This is a genomic window from Haloarcula sp. Atlit-120R (assembly GCF_003665885.1).
In the GTDB taxonomy this organism is placed as follows: Archaea; Halobacteriota; Halobacteria; order Halobacteriales; family Haloarculaceae; genus Haloarcula; species Haloarcula taiwanensis.
The window spans coordinates 40,459-63,791 of sequence record NZ_QPLN01000003.1; the positions used below are offsets into that span (position 1 = coordinate 40,459).

19 protein-coding genes and 4 pseudogenes are annotated in these 23,333 nt (G+C 53.6%); 13 read left to right on the top strand and 10 right to left on the bottom strand.

Annotated features, from left to right (window positions below):
- Window positions 1-290 precede the first annotated feature (290 nt).
- The gene (locus DVK01_RS12090; RefSeq protein ID WP_121536909.1) at window positions 291-1,682 is read left to right on the top strand and encodes an ATP-binding protein; all 1,392 of its coding nucleotides are present in this window, start codon (window positions 291-293) and stop codon (window positions 1,680-1,682) included.
- A 222-nt stretch (window positions 1,683-1,904) separates the two neighbouring features.
- On the opposite strand, the gene DVK01_RS12095 is transcribed toward DVK01_RS12090, so the two are convergent.
- Window positions 1,905-2,468: an HTH domain-containing protein gene (locus DVK01_RS12095; RefSeq protein WP_101351639.1), complete on the bottom strand. Its 564-nt coding sequence runs from the start codon at window positions 2,466-2,468 to the stop codon at window positions 1,905-1,907.
- A 148-nt stretch (window positions 2,469-2,616) separates the two neighbouring features.
- Here DVK01_RS12095 and DVK01_RS12100 point away from each other — a divergent pair, with 148 nt between their 5' ends.
- Window positions 2,617-2,889, top strand: coding sequence for a hypothetical protein (locus DVK01_RS12100; RefSeq protein ID WP_101351640.1), 273 nt, complete (start codon window positions 2,617-2,619; stop codon window positions 2,887-2,889).
- Between the two features lie 400 nt (window positions 2,890-3,289).
- Here the strand turns inward: DVK01_RS12100 and DVK01_RS12110 are convergent.
- Window positions 3,290-3,982: pseudogene (locus tag DVK01_RS12110) on the bottom strand (VOC family protein); the annotation flags it as partial.
- 387 nt (window positions 3,983-4,369) lie between these two features.
- Between DVK01_RS12110 and DVK01_RS12115 the strand changes: the two are divergent.
- The 3 genes from DVK01_RS12115 to DVK01_RS12125 all read left to right on the top strand — a co-directional run bounded on the left by DVK01_RS12115 (window position 4,370) and on the right by DVK01_RS12125 (window position 6,356).
- Window positions 4,370-4,927 (top strand): TetR/AcrR family transcriptional regulator, encoded by a 558-nt coding sequence (locus tag DVK01_RS12115; RefSeq protein ID WP_101351642.1) that lies wholly within the window; start codon window positions 4,370-4,372, stop codon window positions 4,925-4,927.
- 194 nt (window positions 4,928-5,121) lie between these two features.
- Window positions 5,122-5,871 (top strand): glucose 1-dehydrogenase, encoded by a 750-nt coding sequence (locus tag DVK01_RS12120; protein ID WP_101351643.1) that lies wholly within the window; start codon window positions 5,122-5,124, stop codon window positions 5,869-5,871.
- A gap of 137 nt (window positions 5,872-6,008) precedes the next feature.
- Complete coding sequence (locus tag DVK01_RS12125) at window positions 6,009-6,356, top strand: hypothetical protein (protein WP_158598766.1); 348 nt, start codon at window positions 6,009-6,011, stop codon at window positions 6,354-6,356.
- 163 nt (window positions 6,357-6,519) lie between these two features.
- Here DVK01_RS12125 and DVK01_RS22555 read toward each other — a convergent pair.
- Window positions 6,520-6,735: pseudogene (locus DVK01_RS22555) on the bottom strand (hypothetical protein); the annotation flags it as partial.
- 179 nt (window positions 6,736-6,914) lie between these two features.
- Between DVK01_RS22555 and DVK01_RS12135 the strand changes: the two are divergent.
- A pseudogene (locus DVK01_RS12135) lies at window positions 6,915-7,190 on the top strand (transposase); the annotation flags it as partial.
- A 36-nt stretch (window positions 7,191-7,226) separates the two neighbouring features.
- Here DVK01_RS12135 and DVK01_RS12140 read toward each other — a convergent pair.
- The gene (locus DVK01_RS12140) at window positions 7,227-7,664 is read right to left on the bottom strand and encodes a hypothetical protein (RefSeq protein ID WP_199722337.1); all 438 of its coding nucleotides are present in this window, start codon (window positions 7,662-7,664) and stop codon (window positions 7,227-7,229) included.
- Between the two features lie 549 nt (window positions 7,665-8,213).
- On the opposite strand from DVK01_RS12140, the gene DVK01_RS12145 reads away from it, so the two are divergent.
- Both DVK01_RS12145 and DVK01_RS12150 read left to right on the top strand, forming a co-directional pair.
- Window positions 8,214-9,170 (top strand): bile acid:sodium symporter family protein, encoded by a 957-nt coding sequence (locus DVK01_RS12145; protein ID WP_121537313.1) that lies wholly within the window; start codon window positions 8,214-8,216, stop codon window positions 9,168-9,170.
- A 580-nt stretch (window positions 9,171-9,750) separates the two neighbouring features.
- A complete protein-coding gene (locus DVK01_RS12150; RefSeq protein WP_101351645.1) occupies window positions 9,751-10,407 on the top strand; it encodes a lactate utilization protein in 657 nt (218 codons plus the stop codon).
- A gap of 198 nt (window positions 10,408-10,605) precedes the next feature.
- On the opposite strand, the gene DVK01_RS12155 is transcribed toward DVK01_RS12150, so the two are convergent.
- A complete protein-coding gene (locus DVK01_RS12155) occupies window positions 10,606-11,049 on the bottom strand; it encodes a hypothetical protein (RefSeq protein WP_232794586.1) in 444 nt (147 codons plus the stop codon).
- A gap of 521 nt (window positions 11,050-11,570) precedes the next feature.
- Here DVK01_RS12155 and DVK01_RS12160 point away from each other — a divergent pair.
- The 3 genes from DVK01_RS12160 to DVK01_RS12165 all read left to right on the top strand — a co-directional run bounded on the left by DVK01_RS12160 (window position 11,571) and on the right by DVK01_RS12165 (window position 12,772).
- Window positions 11,571-11,933: a HalOD1 output domain-containing protein gene (locus DVK01_RS12160; RefSeq protein ID WP_121513175.1), complete on the top strand. Its 363-nt coding sequence runs from the start codon at window positions 11,571-11,573 to the stop codon at window positions 11,931-11,933.
- 307 nt (window positions 11,934-12,240) lie between these two features.
- The gene (locus DVK01_RS22255; protein WP_198560269.1) at window positions 12,241-12,381 is read left to right on the top strand and encodes a hypothetical protein; all 141 of its coding nucleotides are present in this window, start codon (window positions 12,241-12,243) and stop codon (window positions 12,379-12,381) included.
- The gene (locus tag DVK01_RS12165; RefSeq protein WP_233560793.1) at window positions 12,371-12,772 is read left to right on the top strand and encodes a hypothetical protein; all 402 of its coding nucleotides are present in this window, start codon (window positions 12,371-12,373) and stop codon (window positions 12,770-12,772) included. Before DVK01_RS22255 ends, DVK01_RS12165 begins: the two co-directional genes overlap by 11 nt.
- Before the next feature lie 649 nt (window positions 12,773-13,421).
- Here DVK01_RS12165 and DVK01_RS12170 read toward each other — a convergent pair.
- Window positions 13,422-14,666 (bottom strand): Cdc6/Cdc18 family protein, encoded by a 1,245-nt coding sequence (locus DVK01_RS12170; RefSeq protein WP_101351648.1) that lies wholly within the window; start codon window positions 14,664-14,666, stop codon window positions 13,422-13,424.
- 819 nt (window positions 14,667-15,485) lie between these two features.
- Entirely contained in the window at window positions 15,486-16,142 is a 657-nt protein-coding gene (locus DVK01_RS12175; protein ID WP_232794587.1) for a helix-turn-helix domain-containing protein, read from the bottom strand.
- A gap of 88 nt (window positions 16,143-16,230) precedes the next feature.
- On the opposite strand from DVK01_RS12175, the gene DVK01_RS12180 reads away from it, so the two are divergent.
- The gene (locus DVK01_RS12180; RefSeq protein ID WP_101351649.1) at window positions 16,231-16,917 is read left to right on the top strand and encodes an NADH-quinone oxidoreductase subunit B; all 687 of its coding nucleotides are present in this window, start codon (window positions 16,231-16,233) and stop codon (window positions 16,915-16,917) included.
- A 23-nt stretch (window positions 16,918-16,940) separates the two neighbouring features.
- Here the strand turns inward: DVK01_RS12180 and DVK01_RS12185 are convergent.
- Both DVK01_RS12185 and gfo6 read right to left on the bottom strand, forming a co-directional pair.
- Window positions 16,941-18,154, bottom strand: a pseudogene (locus tag DVK01_RS12185) (ABC transporter substrate-binding protein).
- An 897-nt stretch (window positions 18,155-19,051) separates the two neighbouring features.
- Complete coding sequence (gfo6, locus tag DVK01_RS12190; protein ID WP_101351651.1) at window positions 19,052-20,122, bottom strand: D-xylose 1-dehydrogenase Gfo6; 1,071 nt, start codon at window positions 20,120-20,122, stop codon at window positions 19,052-19,054.
- A gap of 698 nt (window positions 20,123-20,820) precedes the next feature.
- Between gfo6 and DVK01_RS12195 the strand changes: the two genes are divergently transcribed.
- Entirely contained in the window at window positions 20,821-21,966 is a 1,146-nt protein-coding gene (locus DVK01_RS12195) for an alpha-D-ribose 1-methylphosphonate 5-triphosphate diphosphatase (protein WP_121536915.1), read from the top strand.
- A gap of 59 nt (window positions 21,967-22,025) precedes the next feature.
- Here DVK01_RS12195 and DVK01_RS12200 read toward each other — a convergent pair whose 3' ends face one another.
- The gene (locus DVK01_RS12200; RefSeq protein ID WP_121537315.1) at window positions 22,026-22,661 is read right to left on the bottom strand and encodes a hypothetical protein; all 636 of its coding nucleotides are present in this window, start codon (window positions 22,659-22,661) and stop codon (window positions 22,026-22,028) included.
- Window positions 22,662-23,333 lie beyond the last annotated feature (672 nt).

The following is a 23,333-nucleotide window of genomic DNA, read 5'->3' on the forward strand; positions in this document are numbered from 1 at the left end:
GTGAAAAATACTGACAAGCGTTTTACTACGTCAGCTACTCTGGAATAATCGATTGACCAGAACCCGTGTGAATTCACCCCGTACTACTCATGGTAAGAGAGTGAGCGGTTCACTGATGGAAGTGAAAACAGGCTACAAGAAGCACTGAAACAGATTTCACTTGCGAAGGAAGAAGTGGACCAATCCGACGTTGCCCAAGAGCTTGAGCAGGGTCTTGAAGCACTGCACAACGCGTTGGAGGGTCACGCCAAAATGCATAAGTCATTATCGTAGTAATCATTATTCAAAGTATGACTTTTTATGACCGGAGAGAAGAGATTGATGCGCTTTCAACTGCGTTTGAGTCGCCTGGCTCGGACGTATTCGTCGTCTACGGGCGTCGGCGTGTCGGCAAGACGGAGTTGCTGAAGGAGTTCTGTACTGATCGGCCGCATATTTACTTTCTCGCGGCGCAGGAAGCCGAGCATCGGCAGCGCGAGAAGTTCATCGACCAAGTTGCAGCGTTCTTCGACGATCGTACTCCACGGATCGACGGGTGGGACGAGGCCTTCGACTACCTCGGGGAGAAACTCCGTTCTGAGGAGGTAGTGGTTGTGATCGACGAGTTCCCGTATCTTGTCTCGGAGAACGACTCAGTCCCATCCTACGTACAGGGATTTGTCGACGAACAACTCCAAGAGACCGATTCGATGCTGATTCTCTGTGGGTCTAGTGTGAGTACGATGGAATCTGAGGTACTCGGCCACGAGAGCCCATTGTATGGTCGTCGTACGGGACAACTCGACGTGCAACCGTTCTCATTTCAGCAGGCTCGTGAGGTCATCGACTACGAGATCGCGGACGCGATTCGATCGTACGCGATTACCGGTGGGACGCCGATGTATCTCACGCTGTTCGATTACGGACGATCGCTCGCGGAGAACGTCCGGTCACAGGTGCTATCGCCGTCAGCAGTACTGTACAACGAGCCGGAGTTTTTGCTTCGGACGGAGCTCCGGAATCCCGCGCGGTACATGAGTATTCTCGAAGCGGTGGCGCTAGGGCACACGACGCCGAACGAGATCTCAGGAGCGACGGGAATCGATGCCGGTCCGTTATCGAAGTATCTACAGACGTTGCGGCAACTCCGACTGATCGATCGGGAAATCCCTGTGACAGCATCCGGAAAGAAGTCGAAGCGGTCGCGGTACCGCGTCGCTGACGAGTTCCTTCGGTTCTGGTTCCGGTACGTTGAGCCGAACCGCTCCAGTATCGAAGAAGCACCGGATATCGTCTACGACGGTACGATCGCCCCTGATCTTCCAATGCACGTCGCCACCGCATTCGAGGACATATGTCAGGAAGCCGTGTGGGAGGGGATTCGACGCGGTGAGTTCGAACCGTACTCGGAGGTCGGGCGGTGGTGGTACGGGGAAGACGAGGTCGATATTGTGGGGCTCGCACCGAACGATAACCGAATCCTGTTCGCCGAGTGCAAGTGGGCATCGGAGCCAGTCGGGACGGAGCTCGTCAATGACCTGCAGGCAAAAGCAGGGACAGTTAGATGGGGGCCAGATGATCGGGAAGAGTGCTTCGCACTGTTCTCAAAGAGTGGGTTCGTTGAAGGACTCGAAGATCAACTCGACGAGCACTGGTCGCTATGGAATCTCGCAAAGATGGATGATCTTCTCACACCGTCCTAAAGGGTAGTCTGCGTTGAACCGATTATATACGACGGGAAAGAAACAGGTTGAGTATATCGTTGTCAGTCTTGGATACTCTCTCTGAACTCGACGACGTAATAGAGGATGTCACTGAAGTCTTATATACTGCTTTTCCATTCGTATGAGAGTCTGATACCGACGAGCCCGGCCAGGACTAATCAAACAGAGTGACTGGGTTTTGACAGTCCGTAATGACCATCGTCATTTGTCCTTGCCAAACGGGCCCTCAGGCAGCCGTGGCCACAGGAATCCGCTCACCCAGGCCATATACGGTGAGCAGAGTGTCACAATGATGCCAGTGAGTACACACCCAATGGCAATACCCAGATAGACACTGACCGGGAGTGCTGACTCGGCAAAAAGATTGAACGTGAACCCCACGTAGAACGAGAACACGACGCTCCCGGTGAGAAGCATTATGAACCCAAAAAGGGCGAACGCCCCCGGGCCAGTCCGAGAGTGTTTTTTCAGGAGATTCCAGAGGTCGGCATAGAACCGTTGGACAGCCATAGTGGTCTCCGTGTGGCCTGGATCGTGGACGTCGACGTCCCAGGCGTAGGTGGTCTGGCTGTCGCGACGGTCGAGCCACTCACTCATCTCGCCGGTGTGATTACTGATCGTCGTCGTTGAGCAGTCGAATCGCTCGGCGAGTTCCTGCTGGGTGTATTGCCGGTCGGGGTTGGCGTACAACAGCTCGGCAATCGCGAAAAACCGGTCTCCTTTGGCGTCGAATTCATCAGCGAACGCCGACGGGACTCGAGCCATACGATTTGGTTAGACAACCTGGGTAATAAAGGCAAGAAGTATGGGTTGACGCTGATACAGGGGCCTCTTGATAGTCATAAACCCTCGGTAGAAGATCTAAAACGGTCGTCCCGGTTTTTGTCCCCTACCATCGTCGGCAAAGGTGTCGATGGAAGCGACCGAAAATAGTGCGGACCGCTGTACACCGATGGAGAGGGTATCGTATACTAACCAGAACCGGCAGCGCGGGCAGATTGATGAGAAATACGGACTCGGGGCGTTCGTTGCGGTCATCCCCGCCAGCCCACTGGCGACAGCGGCAGTTAAGATGCAGCATCATCTGTCCGCACTAGCTGGCTTCTCGTGGCTGTCAGCCACGGTTCTCGCAAGACAGGTTGTCACTATAATCGTGGCCGCGACGCTGGAGGAGGCGTGGCTATGACTGGACACAATCCCTGGGACACACTCTGTGAGTGTCTCAAAGCGAAACCTCGTCGGCGGGTCTTGACAGGCTTAGCTGCCACGGAACCGACGGAGACAGTCCACTTCACAGAAATCCGAACCGATGAGTCAAACACTGGGACGCCGATCCACGCCGAATATATCCATCTCCACCTCCCAAAATTGGCCGACGCTGGCTACATCGTGTTGGATGAGCAGACCTATGAGATTAGTCAAGGGCCTCGGTTCGCTGAGATCGAACCGTTCCTCGAGTTAGTCCAGCGCCATGGAGAACGATTGCCGGATGGCTGGGTGTAACGTCTCGATGGAACATATTGGGGCGCTACCACAGTTGCCACTCGTTGACGAGTTCTACCATCGGCTCACGTTCGAGGAGCGACGTGCCACTCGTAGAGTTGGGCTTTTTCAGCGATCCGCACAGCAACGTGATGAATAGATCCAGCACCCTCTCGCCCAGACTCGGCGTCCCGGTCGAGGAGACCGACGACGGACGCACGCTCTCCCTGTGTCTGATATCGAACTCGGTCGCCCGCCTGATCGCGAAGTTCGAATCCCAGTGTCTCCAGTACACTCGCAGTGACAAAGATGCTCGTCGATAGTAGCGTTACGCCGTGGATGCCACGAATCGCGTGCTGATCTGGAACCGGACCCTTCGCCCACGGTTCTACAGCCGACTCGCCAGTGACGAGTTCGAGTTGCGTGCCGTCCGGGTCGGAAAACCGAAGGACTGTCTCATCGAACCGATCGAGTGGTCCCTCGACGATGACATCATGTTCGGCTAGTCTGTCCTGCCAGTAGGACACCGAGTTCGACGGGATGGTCAGCGCAGCGGTGCTGATTTGTGGCTTGCCGGGACGACCATCGTCTTCGGTGGGATACGGAAAGAAGGTAAGAGCAGTGCCCGGTGAGCCAGTTTCGTCACCGTGGAAGAGATGGCGTGTGAACTTGTCGTTGAAGTTCACCGTTTACTTGACGAGTCGGAGACCGAGCACGTCGCTGTAGAAGTTAACGTTCTTCTGGGCGTCACGAACGATGCCTATGATGTGGTGGATTCCGGATGTATCAGTGAGCATGTGAGTAGTAGAGGGAGAAACATCGTGAACTTGGTGTCAGTTAGTCTGGATTCTGCCGAGCTTCGTCGAAGCCACCAGCACCAGACCGCACGTCGGGAAGTGCCGTCCGTTCGGCGGGTAGGTCAAATCCTATCGCGTCTTCGAGATATCCCGCTGTGGCATACTCACTCCAGTACTGTTGTTCCGCCTTGTGCCTGCGACGAATACAGTGTTTCTGCATTCGTTGCAATCAATTCAGCAGGCTGCACACACTCTCAAACCAAGCACTTCTCTAACTCAGTGTGATTGACCGAGACTCCGAAAAGACCACTTCATAGTGAGAGTATTACTCGGGTAGTGACTCAGTACACTGGTCCTGATGAACTCGGGTCGACCAAGACAGCAATCATGCAGGCGACGTATCAAGCGCTGAGTGAGCACGGGTACGACAACCTCACTATTCAGGATATCGCCGACGAGTTTGAACGGAGTCGGACACTGCTCTACTATCACTACGACGGTCGTGATGATCTACTGGTTGACTTCCTTGAGTACGTCCTCCATGACTTTCTTGAGCAACTACCGGATGGCGAAGGGTCAGCACAAAAAGAGCTTGAAACACTTGTCGAGACGCTTCTCCCGCCAACACTGGATGAAGACGTGTATCAAGTCCAACTAGCCATGTTTGAACTTCGCGTAAACGGACCACACAACGAAGCGGCACGTGAGCAGTATCTACAGGTCGATAGAGAGATCAAGGACACGCTTGAGTCGATTTTTCAGCGTGGCGTCGACTCTGGCAAGTTTACCGACATTGATCCAGCTGTTGAAGCAGAGCTGTTCTTGTCCATCTTGACAGGCACTCGTACCCGCCGTCTCACCGTATACAAGCCCGAGCAATCCATCGCTGAATTGCGGACTGCAATTAATACGCAGATTGAGCGAATCACGACGGATTCGAACTAACTCTGGATACGTTGTTCTTCGCCGGAATAGGTACATCAGTTCTTGAGATACCGCCAGCAACTGAGTTCGGTTGCGATACCGGCGTGCAGTATCTGTATTTCCGTTAGAGTCGCTGCGTTCGCTCTAAGCGCCCAGATTGTCTGTTGCTGGGATCGATCAGAACCTTTTTGACAAAATATTCAATATATAAAAGTATGTACGAGATGGAAGAGGCTGTCGCACTTGTTACCGGCGCTGCATCCGGTATCGGTCGAGAAACGGCAACGCGTTTCGCTGAAGAGGGGGCGTCTGTCGTTGTCGCTGACATCGATACGAACGGGGGTTCTGAAACAGTCACACAGATCGAGGACCGGGGCGGGACCGCAACCTTTCTCGAAACAAATGTTGGCCGCTTAGAGTCAATTCAGTCGACAGTTGAGGTAACTATCGACCGGTACGGACAGCTCGATTACGTCGTAAACAACGCAGCGACGGGGAACGAGCCTGCCCCCATAACTGACATTGAGGAGGATGAATGGGATCGCATCAATACAGTCAATCAGAAGGGAGTCTGGGGAGGGATGAAACACCAGATTCCAGCGCTGCAGGACTCTGGTGGCGGTGCAATAGTCAATGTCGCCTCACTGGCCGGAATACGTGGCAGCCCTGGCCGAACACCGTACGGTGCAAGTAAGCACGGTATCGTGGGGTTGACGAAATCGGCTGCACTTGAATTTGCAGATCAGGACGTTCGTGTGAACGCAGTCTGCCCAACAATCGTCGACACGCCGGCCTTACGGTCACTGTCTGAATCAGAGCAGGACCAGATCATATCGAAAGTACCGATGCAGCGACCTGCACAGCCAGAAGAAGTGGCAAACGCTATCCTCTGGCTCTGCTCGGACGAGGCGTCGTTCATTACCGGACAGGCGATACCGGTAGACGGCGGTGAGTCCCAGCAGTAATTACCTGGTCGGGTTAAAAAAGACAGTGAGAGCAGTCAGGGTGTGTTAGCAAGCACCTCGCACACTCATAACCGAATCAAGGCCGCACGAAAAGGTGCAGGCCTCGACGGGGGCCAGCCAGTGCTGAACGCTGGCTCGTGCGCAGAATGCAGTCGTCTCCTCAGGCCAAAAATCCGGAGCTGTTGGAGGCGATCTCCGGACGTGAACCGGCGAGGATCAGCGCGGTGTTCGGCGTCGTCTTCGCGGCGGCGCTACCGCAGCCGCGACTGGCAGCCGTCGGGGAGTCGGTCGGCGGCGTTGTCGGTTTTGGTCTCGGGTGCGCCGCGGTCCTCTGGATCGTCGCCGCCGGCGTCGTTATGCCGTTGTGGCTGTCGGCCGTCGGCTTCCCCAGCCCTCCGCCGCTGCCGAACCTCGGAGCGATGGGCCTGCTCACGCACCTCGTGTTTGGGCTCGTTCTTGTAGTGAGTTACCACTACCTGCGCTGAGTCCCTGTTACCCGCCCTTCTCCAGAGCAGTGTCCCTTTGCACGCCTACTGAGCGGTGGTTTCAGGAACTACTTGGGCAACAAACGATGGCCAGAAACCAATCGGTCGTTGGCGACCCAACAGTCGTGAGGGCTGGCCAGCGATTGTTTGGTAGCGCTCTACCCGTCGCCGCAACATGCTGATAGTCAGCTTGCGACAGCGTCGGCTGTAACGCCACCCTAGTGAGCGCCAGCTCTCGAAGCACCTCTGACGGAATCCCATCAACATCCCGAAACACGGCACCGAGCGTTCGTTCACCGTACTGACTCGCGTTCGGCGCAAGCACATTGACGGCCTTGGTCGCCGCTTCCTCCTGAATCGCCTTCGCGGTTCGCCGCACCTGCGTTGCGGAGCGCTGATGCGGGGCACTCCGAGTTTTCTGTCGTTACAATAGATTGTCTTGAAATCTCCGTACTCTCGAGTTCCCACGCACGCTCGGCATCGCTTCTTTCGGCCGGCCAGCCGCCCCGAACGTCGACACCGTTCGAACCTGCTTCGATTACCAACTGCCGCAATGCCTCGCAAACGGACCCCTTCACCAGTGACCACACCAGCCACGAGGATGAGATAATCGGGACGAAAGAGAAGACAGACGAGTACGCGTGCCAGTGGCCGACAGTCCAACTGGTCGGTAACGCTGTTCCACTCGGCCTCGATGCCCGCCCGGTACGGAAAGGCGAGGCACGACTGGAAATCGTCGAAGATGTGCTTGATTCAGCTGAAAGACGCGTCGACGTCGATAACGTGCTGCTGGCGCGAGAGTTTGATAGCCAGCACGTCCCGCAACAGCGTGGAACAACGCTCACCAGTTTTGAAGCCGGCCCGTAGTTGTCACTCATCGTGACCGAACTCTTGACAGCCGAATCTCTCCCTGTTCTCTGGTTGGGCACAGAGGTAATCAAGCCGTTTTTCCATTTCAGATCGCGACATACCCGTTTGACTTTCTCGGGACTCCGCAAGCCGGGCCTGGCTGGCATTGAGTATTTTTTCTTTCCTCTCTAGTTCCGAAACGAGTCTTTCTACGTCCTGGTTGCGTGTTTCTAACTGATTGTTGAGTTCTTCAGCACGGGCTTGCGCGGCCTGTCGGTCTTCACGGGTCTCGTTCAACTGTTCGCGCAGTTCCTCGTTTTCAGCGCGAAGGGCTTTGTTCGTTGTCTGTACGTCCTGTGCAGAATCCTGGAGTGCAACTGTTGTTCCGACTATCCCGCTGGTGGCAACCACAGTGGCGATGAGGAGCCAGGAGCTGATATTGCGTGCAAGGGTGCTCACCGGCGGTTCACCTCCGCTGTAACTGTGGCACTGTACTGGTGCCGCTCCCAGTGTAGCAGTAGCGAGGGTTGATTGGTCATGCCCCAGCCTGGTTGGTATATACTACTAATTGTAGTTTCTAGTTGGTTACGCTTGGACAGCAGTGACTCATCAATCGGTGATAAGTAACAGTGTAGAGCATGGCCGAACCAGTCGATTATATCGTATCTGTTAGCAGTATATCACATCAGCTGTACGTTGCTGATTGGTTCGGTGCCTTCCAGTCTATTCAGCTAGTAGAAGTCTTTAGACAGCCAGAGGTGGGTGAATCAGAGTATCTCTAAAAAGAGAATCAGAGTTTAGCAGTTCAGCCACAGGAGTGGTTTCACTCTCAAGCGTTGTATCAAATATCCGGATTAGTTTTGAAATTAGCCATCAACCGGGATGCCGACGGAGCAGTACTCGCCTCCAGCCGCGAGTTCGTGAGTCGGCGTTACGACGATCCGGAGTAAACTTTTTTTACGTTGTTCATCATCCAGATATGTGACTTCGATATCGACGCTTCGAGCGGTGAGTCGTGCTGCGAGCAAATACTTTGTCGTCTGGGTTATTATTCTGGCAGGCTTTGCTCTCATCAGGCCAGATCCGTTCGTCCCAGTTTTGAATTACGTGACCCCGCTGCTCGGGCTAATCATGCTTGGAATGGGGTTGACGCTTCAGCCGGCAGACTTTCGGCGGTTGATCGAGGACCCGGTGGACATTGGCATCGGCGCGGTCACGCAGTGGTTGGTGATGCCTGCCGCTGCGTACGGGCTCTACGTTCTGCTCAATCTTCCAGATGCTGTCGGTATCGGTCTCATTCTAGTTGGTGCCGCCCCCGGTGGGACCGCATCGAACGTGATGACGTATCTCGGTCGAGGCGACGTGGCCCTGTCTGTCGCCATCACGACCCTCACGACTATTGCAGCACCGATCGTGATGCCGGCCTGGGTAGTGTTCACTCTCGGTGAGCAGATCAGCGTTACCTTTGCAGAGATGTTCCAGAGCATCATCCAGATCGTCATTATTCCAGTGCTGCTCGGGTTCACGCTCCGATATCTGCTGGACCGCTATTCGCCGAAAGCCGCTGAAATCGGGACCGACGTGTTCCCCGTTATCAGTGTCGCTGCCATCGTCGCAATTGTCGCCGGCGTCGTCGGGGCGAACGTGGACAACATTCTCACGGCTGGTCTGCTCGTGCTGGTGGCAGTCGTTGCTCACAACGCTATCGGGCTTGGCTCGGGATACGGTGTCGGTCGGGCAACTGGGATGTCAAAAGACCGGGTTCGGACCTGTGCGTTTGAGGTGGGCCTACAGAACAGCGGACTGGCGGTTGCGCTGGCGACGACCCTGTTCGAGCCTGCAGCCGCGCTCATCCCCGCGCTGTTCAGCGTCTGTCACAACATCACGGGACCGGCGCTGGCGAGTTTCTTTAGCTGGCAGGGCGAGAATCAGAATTCCCTTTCAGCTGTGCCGAGCGACGACTAAACCACGGGTTTCCGCCGTACTCGATTGTCGGAGCTACCCGGTTTTCGGTGTTGCATGACCACTATCTCTCTGCGTCCGACAGACTCTGCCTGTGTGTCACCGGCGGTTGCCAACGCTGAACGAGTGCCGACATTGCGGGCAGTGATAAGTAGTCGTATATCCGGTGCTCGAAACGTTCCAGTCTCCCCCGACCATCCCGCTCTCAAAGTCACAGTCCGGGCAGAACAGTACCATCTTCGATGGTGTCCCGAAAGTGTCTGTAGGTTCCTTACGAGCCATTTGCATTGATAGCACAACATGAGGAATGCGGGGCAATATATGCTACCCCCCGGTTTTCAGCAGTTGATATCGGAGTGGGCAATCAGAGACCTCCTGCTGTTTTCGGACAGAGGCGCGTCTGATCACGCTGGGATTGAAAATCTGCACCTTAGACAGTGGTGTTCACGGAGAGTCTATCGACGCAGTACATCATACCTGAGAATGGAGTATCACCAATGTAACTACCTGACACCGGTGTCCGCGAGCACTTTTGTGGTAGCTACACTTCCATGTTGATGCTGCTACACTCACATAACACAATATGTCTCAACAGAAATCTGATTACGCGGACGATGCGGACATCGACGAATCGCTGGACGAGCTGGCCTCCGAAGAGACCATCGAAGAGACTGTCGAGAACCTAGAGGCAAACGGGTTCGATGTCATCGTTGTTGACTCAGCCGACGAGGCGCTCACGGAACTGCAGTCGCTCATCCCGGCAGAGGCGTCTGTAATGAACGGCCACTCAACGACGCTCGAAGAGATTGGCTTTGTCGACTACCTGACCGAGGGGGACCACGAGTGGGAAAGTCTGCCGGACCAGATCTGGAGTATCGATGACGACGCGAAGCGCCAGGCTGCCCGCCGAGAGTCACAGACGGCCGATTACTTCCTCGGTGGCATCAACGGTATTTCCAAGACCGGCGAACTCGTCGCGGCGGACCGTTCGGGGAGCCGCATCGGAGCGTATCCGTTCGCGGCCAGTAACGTCGTCATCGTCAGTGGCGTGAACAAAATCGTGCCGACGCTCGAAGACGCGCTCGACCGACTGGAGAGCGTCGCGTACCCACTTGAAAACGAGCGTGCGAAGGAGGCGTACGGCGTCGACTCCGCAATCGCCAAGCAACTCATCCTCCGTCAAGAACTCGAAGAGGGCCGTACGACCGTGGTCCTCATCCGGGATCACCTCGGCTACTGACTGTAGCACATCGAGCGGCCAGACGGTGATACTCAGTCGCGTCGCTTTCCGTTGCCGACCTTCGTATATTATCAAAGGAAGTTCCTGTACACTGGCACAGGTCGACAGTCGGGGCCGACTCCCAGTAAGAATCCTAAAGAGTTTGTTAAGAGCATTTGCTCTCCGAATAGCTCCATCAAGTCACGTCTAACTGAACGATTAACTGCCACCGTCAGCCATCGTGCCGCCACCGGGCATCGACTGGCAGTTTCCTTCGGGTTTCTGGATCGGTTCGACTGACCCCCAGGAGTGGAAGTCCCACTGCATTGACCCAGCTTCAATACGGCGCGGATATCCGGAGTCCGCGAGGATATAGTATGTAACCGGCCGTCGGGAGCGACTCTGAGAGATTTCGTACACCAACACCGCTTCACCATCGATGGTGTCACGGCCGGCCGGCGTGACGTCTGGATTTTCCTCTGGCCGGTTGGAGAACCGGCTTGGATCAACCTCGTCACGGTCCATCCCCTGTTGCATCGTTCCTCGGAAACACTGCCCGCCAGCAACGGTATACGTGCTGTTTCCAATGTGATACAGCTCCATCTGTTGACCTTGCTGGTCGAACGACCAGTACATATCCCCCTGATAGAACCGACCAGTCATCTCAACAGTCCGTCCCGCAGACTGCATCGTGGCTGTCATCGCATACGATTCCGGGAACCGTGCGATCTGACCGAATTGTGTCGGTCTGTCGTCGGTTCCGCTGACGGTCGATTTATCCGTAGCGGTTGTCGCAGCGGGTTCTGGCGTTGATTCGGCACCACCGCCACTCTCTGTCGCGTCTGAGCCGCTGTTCTGGTCGCCGCTACAACCGGCAAGTGCAATTACTCCCGAGCACACGCCTCCGAGTAACTGGCGTCTGGATAGTTGGTGCATGGAGACGGACACCTCAACAGTCTGATTCTACCCGACAGTGCATGACTATTGTTATCAAGTATTTCGATATATTCGCCAGTAGATTCACGTGTTGTGTGTAGACTCAGACGGCAGAATTTGAGTATAGCTATATAGAATAGTCAAACAGTCTGACTATTCTGTTAGGAAATAGTGGAGCAATAAACTGCTCGCTATGCCCGAATATTCATACACGTATTATATGTACGTTCCAGTTGTTTACTAGATAAATGACTGACGAGAGCCAAACCGACGAGGCTGGGAGGGATACGGGCCTATTTGAACCACCAGGGGGCACTCTAACTGAGGTTCGGTACGACCCAACCAGCGAGCAGGAGCTTGCTTGGGTCATTGTTCAGGCTATCGCTGATCTGGCGGGGCGAGAAATAAACACGTATCATGAGTCGCCGTTGCACGACTACATCGATATCGGAGCCATTGAGACACTACTATTTGGTTCACCACCGAACCGGTCGACCGGGCCAGCAACGCAGACCATCAGTTTTCAATATCAGGGTGTTCTGGTGACAGTTCGCGCTGACGGACTGATACAGCTGTCAGCCGCTGACAACAGCAGCGGAAAGCAGGACTAATCGCAATGATACGGGTCCGTCCGGCTCAGTAGATTGTCGCTTGTGTACCTCGATAGATATTTAAACCGGTTGATCGACACCAGAACTGCGGACCAAACGTCGGACCGCCACTCGGTAGGAAACAACATCTTGATACAGCGAGAGAATCCCGCCCTTCCCGTGAGTGACGAGTGTTCCGATTGGTCGGAACCGAGGAGCGAACAGGGCGGGTGGGAATCGCGTAAGCTCCGGGCGACAACCGCCGGGACTGTCGCCTGACTGAATACCAGATGTCAGCGTTTAGTTACACAGTCACTTACACAGCTCTGTGCGAACAGATGTAGACATGGAGCGGGACGGCAACCTCCACGAACGGGTCAAAGAGTATGTCCGTGAGAACGGTGTCCGTCACCCACGAGCATACCGCGAGCTAATCGAAAAGGGATTAGAGGCAGCTGATGCCGACTAAGACGCTCAAAGCATCACTCGCACCACCGACAGCCCACAAAGAGCGAAAGCTACAACAAATCCACGACCTGTATCACAAGGGGCTACACGAGGCGTTCGGCGCTGGCGCTGATACGAAGTCGGCAGTCAACGACATTGTGACGTCCTACGACCTGCCGTATCAGGTCAAAGACGCGCTCAAGAGCTACGTGCCGAAACTGCGGGACACGTACAACGCTTCGGAGCTGGACGACGACCACCCGACACGGATGGTCAACCGTGCCGCCCGGTTCGACTATTCGGCGGACCGGAACCACAGCTACGTGGGGAAGTACCCCAACCCGGACACGGGCCGAATTTCTGGATACCACTTCGCATCAACCGTCGCGTCACAACGTTTGAAGGCGATATAAACGGCGCTATCAATATCGCACAACGGGCAGACCCGTGGGGAGAGAGTGTGCTACTGAAACCGGCAAACAATGACTCGCCACAGGACGGGAGTGGCTGTGACAGCACCACGATCCACACCGAACAGAGCCAATCAGAGTAGATGACGCTCGGTGAGTTCGGGTCGGAACCCACTACCAGCGATTAGCTGGTATTCCCATGCAGGGAAGCCGCGTCGTTCACGACGCGGAGGCTGTCACATTAGGAGGAATCGGAGGACCTGACAAGACGTATGAGTTGGGGTGTGTCAAAAGCCCCTGGCAGGTGTGAGTGACGAGCCAAGAGATAGACGAAATTATCTCTAGTTTCTTCAAATAAACAATCATTTGACGCGAAAACAACGTTCGGCCAGTCCATAGTGAAAGATAGTTTGGTTATACATATTACTCACGTGTAATTCTCAAATGTAGTACCGATAGGCTACACATGAGGAGTTATCGCAGCAAAAGCAGTGGTGTCGCTAATAGACACCACCGTGTCCGGAGTTCTACGACTTATATGTTAAAGTATAGAAACTCCCGGTCGTCGGTGACAACACCACTCTGTCCGCTGTTCTATATCCTGAAAATGGCCCCGTATCGGTTGGGTTCGACACCACAATGTCCGCCGTTCCTAAGTGGACTGGAAATCCGAGAGCGTCGCTTCACTGTCGACGAGGTTAGTGACGGATTTGTGAATTCCAACGTCGTCGACGGTCTTCTCAAGTGCTGCGAGGATCATTTCCGGGTCCATCTCGAGAGAGTACTCGCGATACGTTCCCCCACGTCGTCCCTCGTTTCGCTCGATTGCTGAGATAATGCCTAACATCGACAGTTCACCGAGATGGTCACGCATTCGGCGTGGAACGAGTGGGTCGATTCCCGCCTTTTCGGCGAAGTTCGTGTATCGAGGTCTGATGTCCCGTGTCCGGGCCGGCGTCTTCCCCTCCTGGTCGAGCGTAACCATTGCGTACACGACCAGATGACCGTGTTGGGTCAGTCCCGAGATCCCTTCCTGGATCCGACCGCGTTCCAGAACGTCGCGTGCCTCTCGAACAAGGTCTTCCGAGATCGTGTCGGTGGCTTTGTCGCGGGCCAGATCACCCGTTTTCATCAACAAGTCGAGTGACTGTCGCGCGTCACCCGCATCTTTCGCGCCGTATGCAGCACACAGTTCGATGACACCATCTTCGAGAACGCCATCGTGAAACGCTACGTCAGCGCGTTGTCGCAGGATCTGGATCAACTCCTTTGCGTCGTATGCGGGAAACTGGATCTCCTCTTCACAGAGCGAACTCTTGACTTTTGGGGAGAGATCATCGCGAAAAGAAAAGTCGTTCGAGATACCGATGATACCGATCTTCGCAGAGCTTAGATTATCATTCGCTCGCGCACGCGGGAGTTGATAGAGAATACTATCATCTTCAATGTGATCGACTTCGTCGAGAACGATGTAGATAGTACCGCCACAGGAGTCGAGTTCGGTCCACAGCATATCATACACCGTCGCACGAGGATATCCAGTCGTACTGATCTGACTCGTTTCGTCCCTGAATTCGTTGACGAGTCGGGTAGCGATCTGATAGCTGCTGGAAAGGCCATCACAGTTTAGCATCTTCACCGTGAGGTCGATATCCTCGTATTTCGCCGCGTCCTCTTCGAGATGGTCGATTAGATACCGCGTGCCAGCGGTCTTTCCAACCCCCGTTTTACCGTACAAAAAGATGTTGTTTGGCTGTTCACCGTTGATTACGGGCTGGAGAGCCGCTCGATACCGGTTTAGTTCAGTGTCACGCCCAACAAGGTTCTCAGGCTGATAGTCCTCTCGAAGGGCATCCCGATCTAGGTAAATTTCGGTGTCGCGTTCGAACATCCCCATAGTCGTTGCTTGATGTATTGTAAGGAAGTCATATAAAACCACCCCTGTCCGGAGTGTCCGGAGTGTCCGCTGTTCTTTTCTTTATAAGTAATCCGGGGTACCCTCCCACCCCACTATGTCCGCAGTAACTAGGAGAGAAGGGGAGAGGGGGTAGAACCTGACCATAACTAGAGGAAAAGTTTATATCCTCTTGCGTAGAGCTAGACCGTACTGCAATTTTACAGTCGTATTACAAACCACTACAGTGTTATGTGGTAGGCTGTCTAGACTAGACAAACTACATTCCAACTCAAAAATTGCCGTCTCTGCTTCCCCCTCCCCGTTCTTTTCGAAGAACAGCGGACAAAGTGGGGTGGGAGTCTTCGCTCCGGCCATTTGTCGAATTCATACTTGTTAGCCCCTCTCTGCACACCTCATAGCGGTAACGTAGTTCTGGGACACACCATTGTGTCCGCTGTTCTCCCGTCCGGCCGCCAGAACAGCGGACATCGTGGTGTGGCTACACCGGAATTACACCACAATGTCCGCAGTAATGTGGTGGTATAGAACTTCTAACACAGCATTACTGCAGACACTGTGGTGTACTCTGTGTCCTGCTGTTTGCTTGGCAACTCGTAGTGGCCGGTGCAGCGCTCTCGAACATCCACCCTGCCCACTACTGGACCCAAATCGTCACTGAATACTACCTTGCTTTACCGTTCGGTAATAGACTGTTTGCCCGTCATCACGATACCCAACTGATGGATTCTGCTGCCTCCACAGTCGAACAATTCAGTTACAAGTTGGAGTACCGATATCTTCCTGTCTCTGTTACAGTCGTCATCGGAACACACGTTCGACAAGCTGTGCCTCCGCTTTCCTGAGATGGTTCGACGCGGTACTGGGCGCACAACCGAGCTCCTCGGCGACGTCCTCAACGCTCCCATTTCGTGGGACATCGTAGTAACCGGCTTCCCGTGCTGTAGCGAGAGCCTCGCGCTGGCGTGCAGTAAGGTCGGTTTCGAATGTTCCGGGACTGGCATCGTATTCACCGACTTTTCGGACATTTACGGTAATTCCGTTGGGGAGTTCGCTCCGGACGTCTTCGAGAACAGCAGGTTCCCCAACGACATCAAACAACACAGTCCCGTTCGGTCGGTAGGCAACCGGTGGAACGACCATTAGCGTCGGTTGCTCGAACGCCGTGTAGAACTGCCGTGATTGGTCAGTCTCTCTGCCACGGACGAACGCGTAGAACGCCTCGTCCCGAACGGGTGTAATATCGTAGCTTTCCATGGTTTCAACCGTAGAAAGCGCCGATTCGTAGGCCTCCTGGTCCCCAACGACATAGAACAATGTATAGGCGATCTTGTCCTCGACGCCCACTTTCCATGTAACGAGCCATTCGCGCTTGATTGCCTCGCTTTCAGTCATGAAACGGTGCATCGGACGCTGATACTCCGATGCATACTTGATCTCCAAGCGGAGATATCTCATAGGCGAGTTCTGAGACGGCTCCCGTATAAACACACTAGTGCATACGACAGTTTGCGTATTCATTCTCAGTGGCTATTTCTCTCTGTTCATGAGCAGTGATCGGCGAAATATGGACGACGCACAGTCTGACCAGCGAATATCCCGCGGCAGAACCACGAAGAACCGATTTAATTCTACACTTCGGGAGGTCCTTGGCTCGTCTCCGTTCATTCTCACGAAATTCGACGCGTTCATGAACTGGGTTCGAGGCTCTTCGATGTTTGTGCTGCAGTTCGGAATTGCCTGTTGCACCATCGAAATGATGGGCACTCTCGCTACAAAACACGACCTCGACCGATTTGCTGCTGGAGTCCCCCGGGCATCGCCGAGACAGGCAGACCTGATTATCGTCCCGGGGACCATCGTTTCGAAGTTCGCACCGCGGATGAAGCGCGTCTATGACCAGATGCCCGAACCGAAGTTCGTCGTCTCGATGGGGTCGTGTACCATATCCGGTGGCCCGTTCCAGGAGGGATACAACGTGATCAAGGGTGCAGAGCAAGTCATTCCGGTCGATATCCATGTCCCGGGCTGCCCACCACGCCCCGAGGCACTCATCTACGGCGTCGCCAAGCTACAGGAGCGCATCGCCGAGGGTGAGTCCTCGCCAGTGACGGTCAAGCCCTACGAACTGGAGCAGTTCGGCGATCTCGAACAGGACGAGCTCGTGGACAAACTCGCCAGCGAAATCGACGAGGACGACCTCGTCATGCGATACGATTGGAATGCGCCATAGCTTTCAGAGGCGCCTCGACTTCATTATTCGTCTGTAATGATCATAGCAACGCGGTCGCGGCTGAAAAGCTGTTCATCCGGTGGAATCTCCGGATAGTGGTCCTCATTTTCGTAGGTAGGCCACTCGCCAAAGACATCCGGATACAGTTGTTTGGCAGTCATTTCGATCTGGAAGAGATTCATGATCGGACCCTGGTATCTCATCCCGTGCGCGTACACGCGGTTGTCTTTGACTGCCGTGAGCTCTTTGCCAACGCTGTGTGTGGCAAGTCTCCTCCGGACGTCGTCCATGTCGTAGCGCGGTGTCATTCCCCAGAGATGGAGGATTACGTCAGGGTCTGCCTCCAGCATCGTTTCGTAGCCAACCGAACCCCAGAGACCGTCCCACGTCTCATCCTCGAAAGCGTCGTTGGCTGCGAGCGGACGCGTGTCGGCGAGCCAGAATCCCGGATGGTTGAGGTGATACGTCCAAAACTGGCCGTCGCCAAGTGTAACCCGAACTGCTGTCGGCCGTTCTTCCTGCGGTGGAAGGTTCGTCTGGATGGTTTGTATGAGTCCTTCGTGAACGGATCTGAGCTGTTCGTAACGCTCTCGCTCTCGAAACACGGTGGCGACACGACCGAAGATCTCCCACAGCGTGTAATACTGGTAGTCCTCACTGTATGGTTCCTGCGGATCACCGTGTGTTCCGCTATAGAAATTTCCGAAAGGGGTCCGATGTTGTGGATAACCTCTTCGATATCGCCCATATCCCAGTTCTCCTGGGTAATCGCCCATGCGGGGTCAAGGAAGTGAATGTCGCTATCGAGGCTGTAAAAAAACTCCTTACTGAAATTATCGTAAGGATCTGGAAGGTCTTCCCAGTCAAAAGAGACACCCGAAAGTCGCTCGTAGTAGTGGTTCATCGATGGACCGGCCATATCTGGAACGAACATCGAATTGATCGCGTCATCGCAATCAAGTGCCACTAGCATGTCTGCGTACTGATTGTACATCGTGAAGACATTCTCCGGAACGGAGTCGAACTCGACTTCTCCGACAGGGGAAACCGACGCAGTGTATGAGCCGCTATCTGATGGCGCTGCTCCGTCCGTGCCGGTATTGCTTGATGTAGCTGTCCTCGCTGATTCAGCACCGTTGCCGGAACAGCCAGCAACGATCGAAGTGCCGAGGAGCAACCCACTGCCGGAGAGGTAGTGGCGCCGGGTGAAGCTCCCAGTATCTCCTGTTTTGCCCATGATTTAGGTTGGCCTAATACTCCCTATATGACTTTCGCATTACATAGCTGTCTATGGCGGAGATGTAATAGCAGATCCGATTGCAACTCTTGATTAGTGCTTGTCACAGCAGTCCTCTGAGCAACTCCTCTCAATAACGCAGTTAGTCACTGAACGGTCCCACCAGAGAAGTTCCCAATGACTCCCGGACAGTCAGTTCGGACTGTCAGTGCCAGTTAGTTCACGAAAGGTAATGGCCTAACCAAGAATGGCTTCTGACTTGCTTGCAGTGCAAGCGACTGATCGTGCCATCACTGCAATGAGTATAAGTCAATATTCCCTGTGTTAAAATTACAAACACGTTGTTCATATATGTATCTGGAGAATGTGGGGTAAATCGGCCCAGTTTAATCTGTAGATTCGGTTTCAATGATGAAATATCGTGCTTATACTTCCATATATTATCAGATTCAAACGAGATATCTGCAGCTGAAAATATAACCAATTTTAAATCTGTATAGAAGCTGCCCTGTCCATTCAGTAGGCTATCACCAAGAGCAAAACTTCCCCAGACCACTATCCGCCGATAGCGTGTCGGGTCGCTGGCGAAATATAACGCCTGTACAGATGTTATTATATTATTATCCCATCACTAGGTAATAGCTTTTTACCCGACGGGGAGTCCGATATCTTGTCAACCTTCGCTACAGCTCTCAGTTGACTGGGTCTCCAAAAATTGATATTCAATTCCGGATCAGTGGGTAGTATAAAACCTCTCAGCCGGAAGTTTATTCGAAATACCATACTGCGATAGCGCTATATCTACTCCGGACTGGAATTAGACGAGCCGTTATTGACACGGGAACGGGTCACGAGCCAATGAACAAGCGGTAGGAGTAGAAAACTCGAACGACTTAGTTACAACTCGACAACGTCACCGCTCTCTGCAGCTTCGTGAATTGCCCGGATGACTCGCATATCTTGGAGACCATGGCGGCCGTCCGGACCAATGTCGGCTTCGGTCAGAACGCGGTCAGCGAAGTAATCGAACTCTTCACGCATTTCGTCCTCCGCGTCAAAACTCTCGTGTTCGACAGTTATTGTGGTCTCGTTTCGAGACAGATGGAGTTTTGCCTTCCCGTGGAACGCTGGACGGATGTCGATTTGTCCGTCGGTGCCAGTTATTTTCAGCTGTGTATCACTGTGGGCGTTCTGGCTGTCGGTCGTGACCATCTTGACACCGTCCTCCAGCGCAAGCAAGGCCCCAGAGCGTTCATCGGGCACGTCTTCAAACGCCTCCTCATACGAATCCATCTGCGATTGCACCGCCAGTGGTTCCCGGTCAAGCAAGAACCGAGTCGTGTTAATCGAGTAAATCCCCAAGTCCATCACTGAGGTGCCATATCCTGACAGATCCGGATCGAGACGCCACTGGTCTTTGTCCGGATTCATCTCAAGCAGTGGCTGGCTGTTGTTTCCGTATACGGATACTGGTTCCCCGATAAATCCGTCTTCGATGAGCTCCTTTGCGCGCCTGACAGCGGGGTCAGTCTGCATCCGATAGGCAATCATCAGCGGCACAGCGGCGTCTTCACATACCTCGACCATTTCCTCTGCCCGTCCGACCGTCGCTTCCATTGGTTTCTCACACAGGATCGCTTTGTCTAACTCTGCGGCTGTCTCGGCGTATTCCAGATGTAGGGCGTTCGGTGTTCCAATGTAGACCGCATCAAATGCGTTGGCAGCTGCCCCGTTGTGGAACTCTTCGTAACTAATCCCGTGGTTGACGCCGTTCTCATCGGCGAGCCGTTCAGCTTTTTCCGCCGAGCTACTGACAAACGTTGTGGCCTCACCTAACTCAGAGTCCTGAATCGCGGGGAGCGCCAAGTCGATTGTCCACCAGCCGAGGCCGAGTAGTGCATACCGAATGGTCCCATCTGTGGTGGTTTGCCAGTCACGCTCGTTGTATGTATCAATCCAGTCTTTCATAGGAACTTATTCCAAACGCTGTTCGCTAAAACCTTCGGGTTCTGAACATGCAACCGCCATGTCAGTGGTAGCAACACAGGGGACCTCACAATAACTTCGATGAGTCCTCGACGACGTTGCTTGATAGCGTCTGATATCGTGGCGAGTGGGTGGATCGCCGGAATCGGTCATTGTGGAACCGCGATATTGGTACAACCGACCTTGTTCTTTACATAGGTGTTATTATACTCTCTCCTATCATCGGAAAAATAGTGAGAAATCACCGGTCAAATGCTCTTTTCCGGCCAGTTAATACGGTATTATGCGAGTAGGTGTAACCTAATGGATATGAATTCGACAGAATTACGTGCATTTTGTGAACTCTATTATGATATTATATAAATCTGACTTGCAAACTATAAACTCTTGACATGTGGGCAACTGTCCAGAATACCATTTGGTCTCGAATCTTGCGGGCGGGGTCTCAACTCAAGTCATGATCGATTGCTGGAGTGGTCTGCCTCGTTTTTACGATTCAAGAGTGCAACTGACTGGCTTGTCTCCGAGTATCCCATCTGGTAAAACTACAGCTACAGCAACCTATTCTATATAAATATAGACTCTATATCTGGCCAGAGCGTAGCCGTAGTGAGCATATATTCATGCTTTTAGACAGTGAAGTGTTACCACATTGATTATCATACAGGGAGTCATAGAACATGAGTAATAATGCAAATCAGACATTGATATCAGGAGGAACTGTTGTTACGCCTACGGCGAAAATAGAGAACGGGACGGTGACGTTTTCTGACGGTAAAATTGTCTCAGTGGACGCAGAACCTCACGACACCCCCGATATTGATGCGACGGGTAACTATGTCCTGCCTGGACTGATTGACCTTCACGGTGATGACATTGAACGGCATCTCTTTCCGAGAGCCGGGGAGCGTGTCGACACGACTATCGCTCTGGATCGCTGTGATATTGCCAACGCTAGTGCAGGTATTACGACAAAATATCATGCTATCTCGTTCGAAGATGTTCCAGATGATAACCGGAGTATCGAATTAGCCCGTCGCCTCGCCGAACAGATACGGGATTTTGACCGCAAAGCCGGTGCTCGTGTCGACAACAGGCTACATATGCGGTGTGAGCTAACAAATGAAGCGGCAGTCGACGCTGTCTCGCAGGGAATCCGATCAGGGGGGGACCTCGTCTCTCTTGTCTCACACATCCCCGGACAGGGTCAGTTCGCTGGCGAAAATACAATCGCACAACGCTATGACTGCCCCGATAAGGAATTTGAGGCAGGCATTCAGACCCTCGAGACACGCCGCAGCAATGTTTCAGACACAGAAATAGTGGCGCGCGCACGAGAGATCACAGATTTAGCGAGCAGTAGAAATATACCGGTTGCCTCACACGACGATGAAACTGTTGCGAGTGTAAATAACGCTGCTGCCATCGGGGTGGACATCAGCGAGTATCCGCTCTCTCACCGTGTTGCACAGCGTGCGACCAAGCTAAACCTGACCGTGGCGATGGGCGCGCCGAATGTGGTTCGCGGTGGGAGTCTGTGGGACGGACCCGACGCGTCTCAGGCAATCAAAGACGGCGTCGTAGACATCCTTTGCAGCGACTTTCGGCCGCAATCATTGCTTAGCTCTGTTTTCATTGAAAACAATGACTCTCTGATAGACCGGATGTTACGTGTTTCTACTGCACCAGCTGCTGCTGCCGGGTTATACGACCGTGGGCGGCTGGAGTGTGGGGCAAGAGCAGATATTATTATTGTTGATCCTAACCCGGAACCATCCATAGTACGAACGTATGTTGCCGGCGATGAGGTGTACCGTTCTGCATAGCCGACTCACCACGCGTACTGCGTAAAAATTCGCCGCGGAACCAAACGCTTCTGATCCGGCTACTCGCTTTCCGGCATTTCCCGCTCTACGGACCAGTGATACACGGAACACGCGCCTGCAACACCTACGACTATGGAGAACAGTCCCAATACCATGTTCCCGGGGAGTGAGAAGGCGACAGAGGCAGCCAGGACCATTGCGCCCAGCATCGAAACGGCTGCGTAATACTGATGCCACTGTCGATCGCTCTCGCCATCCTCAGAGCGGTCGAGGTACGTTTCGAAGTCGTCGGCCTTTTGCGTAAGGTTGATATGCCCACGGTCTTGGTTAAAATCAACGACGCCGATATCGTCCATTTTTGGGAGATGGCACTGGTAAAGACCGACATACACGCGCTTGCGCTCACTTGACGTCAACGCATCAGTCGTGGTCTCGTTCTCGATAGCCGCGACGTGTTCTGCAAGCTCCCCAAGAGAGACCTGTTCGTCTCGTTCCCGAAGAAAGTGGAGGACCTCTCTGCGCCGGCTGTTTTTCAGTATTTCAAAGATGACATCCAGAGATATATCGGGATCGTCCTGCTCCTGCGTCGCCGCTTGGTCGGCACTGCTTTCCTTCCCCTTCGGCGCTGGGACGGACTCGTCGCTTAGTTTACTCTCCGGTTCTGCTTCCGTTTGTGCGGTGTCTTTGACTCCCATATTTACCCACTTCCTGTGTGCTGCGACATCGTCCACCCGTCTGGAATCGCGCTCACACAGCCCCCCGGCTGTATCGACGGATCGTTACGCTGTCAGCCAGCATTTCAAATCAACATCACCTTGCCACTTAATACTTTGTTATGTAATATATTAGATAATTTTTTGCTGGTTACCGATAAGGGTAGTCAGTAGTTGCATTGGTATCCTAGGGGTAACGGTGCTCTCTGAGTCAATTTTTGACGATCCTCGGTAAGCTAGAGCTTCGGTGGGCGGTGAGACGTGATGAATAAACAGGACGACCGTAACAATCGCTGAAACGCGATAACATCGCGGTTATCCGCAATTCTCTTCCTCACATTGTCTGAGATAAATCGTAGCGTATATCTAGTGTTCCTGTGGGCTTTACAAGTAACGGAATCTTATGACCCCCAATTGAGCGGCGAGGTATATCGCTGAAATCCTCCTCGATATACGAAGCCTCTGGCGAACTCCTTCTAGGGAAAGTCCTCAGGAATTGCAACCTTACCGGTTTTGAAGTAACCATATTTGATCAGGAACCTTCCGACGGTCGAATGAGTGGTTGAAACGCACCATCCGCAAATTAGATTGAAGAACGGTATTACTCACCATATACTCAGTATGCAGGGTAATCAACCGGAATGGTGTATGGTT

Excerpts from the sequence above, each read along its gene's own strand:
- DVK01_RS12090 (WP_121536909.1), top strand. The coding sequence starts at position 291 with ATGACTTTTTATGACCGGAGAGAAGAGATTGATGCGCTTTCAACTGCG.
- DVK01_RS12095 (WP_101351639.1), bottom strand. The coding sequence starts at position 2,468 with ATGGCTCGAGTCCCGTCGGCGTTCGCTGATGAATTCGACGCCAAAGGA.
- DVK01_RS12100 (WP_101351640.1), top strand. The coding sequence starts at position 2,617 with ATGGAAGCGACCGAAAATAGTGCGGACCGCTGTACACCGATGGAGAGG.
- DVK01_RS12115 (WP_101351642.1), top strand. The coding sequence starts at position 4,370 with ATGCAGGCGACGTATCAAGCGCTGAGTGAGCACGGGTACGACAACCTC.
- DVK01_RS12120 (WP_101351643.1), top strand. The coding sequence starts at position 5,122 with ATGTACGAGATGGAAGAGGCTGTCGCACTTGTTACCGGCGCTGCATCC.
- DVK01_RS12150 (WP_101351645.1), top strand. The coding sequence starts at position 9,751 with ATGTCTCAACAGAAATCTGATTACGCGGACGATGCGGACATCGACGAA.
- DVK01_RS12155 (WP_232794586.1), bottom strand. The coding sequence starts at position 11,049 with ATGACTGGTCGGTTCTATCAGGGGGATATGTACTGGTCGTTCGACCAG.
- DVK01_RS12160 (WP_121513175.1), top strand. The coding sequence starts at position 11,571 with ATGACTGACGAGAGCCAAACCGACGAGGCTGGGAGGGATACGGGCCTA.
- DVK01_RS12165 (WP_233560793.1), top strand. The coding sequence starts at position 12,371 with ATGCCGACTAAGACGCTCAAAGCATCACTCGCACCACCGACAGCCCAC.
- DVK01_RS12170 (WP_101351648.1), bottom strand. The coding sequence starts at position 14,666 with ATGGGGATGTTCGAACGCGACACCGAAATTTACCTAGATCGGGATGCC.
- DVK01_RS12175 (WP_232794587.1), bottom strand. The coding sequence starts at position 16,142 with ATGAGATATCTCCGCTTGGAGATCAAGTATGCATCGGAGTATCAGCGT.
- DVK01_RS12180 (WP_101351649.1), top strand. The coding sequence starts at position 16,231 with ATGAGCAGTGATCGGCGAAATATGGACGACGCACAGTCTGACCAGCGA.
- gfo6 (WP_101351651.1), bottom strand. The coding sequence starts at position 20,122 with ATGAAAGACTGGATTGATACATACAACGAGCGTGACTGGCAAACCACC.
- DVK01_RS12195 (WP_121536915.1), top strand. The coding sequence starts at position 20,821 with ATGAGTAATAATGCAAATCAGACATTGATATCAGGAGGAACTGTTGTT.
- DVK01_RS12200 (WP_121537315.1), bottom strand. The coding sequence starts at position 22,661 with ATGGGAGTCAAAGACACCGCACAAACGGAAGCAGAACCGGAGAGTAAA.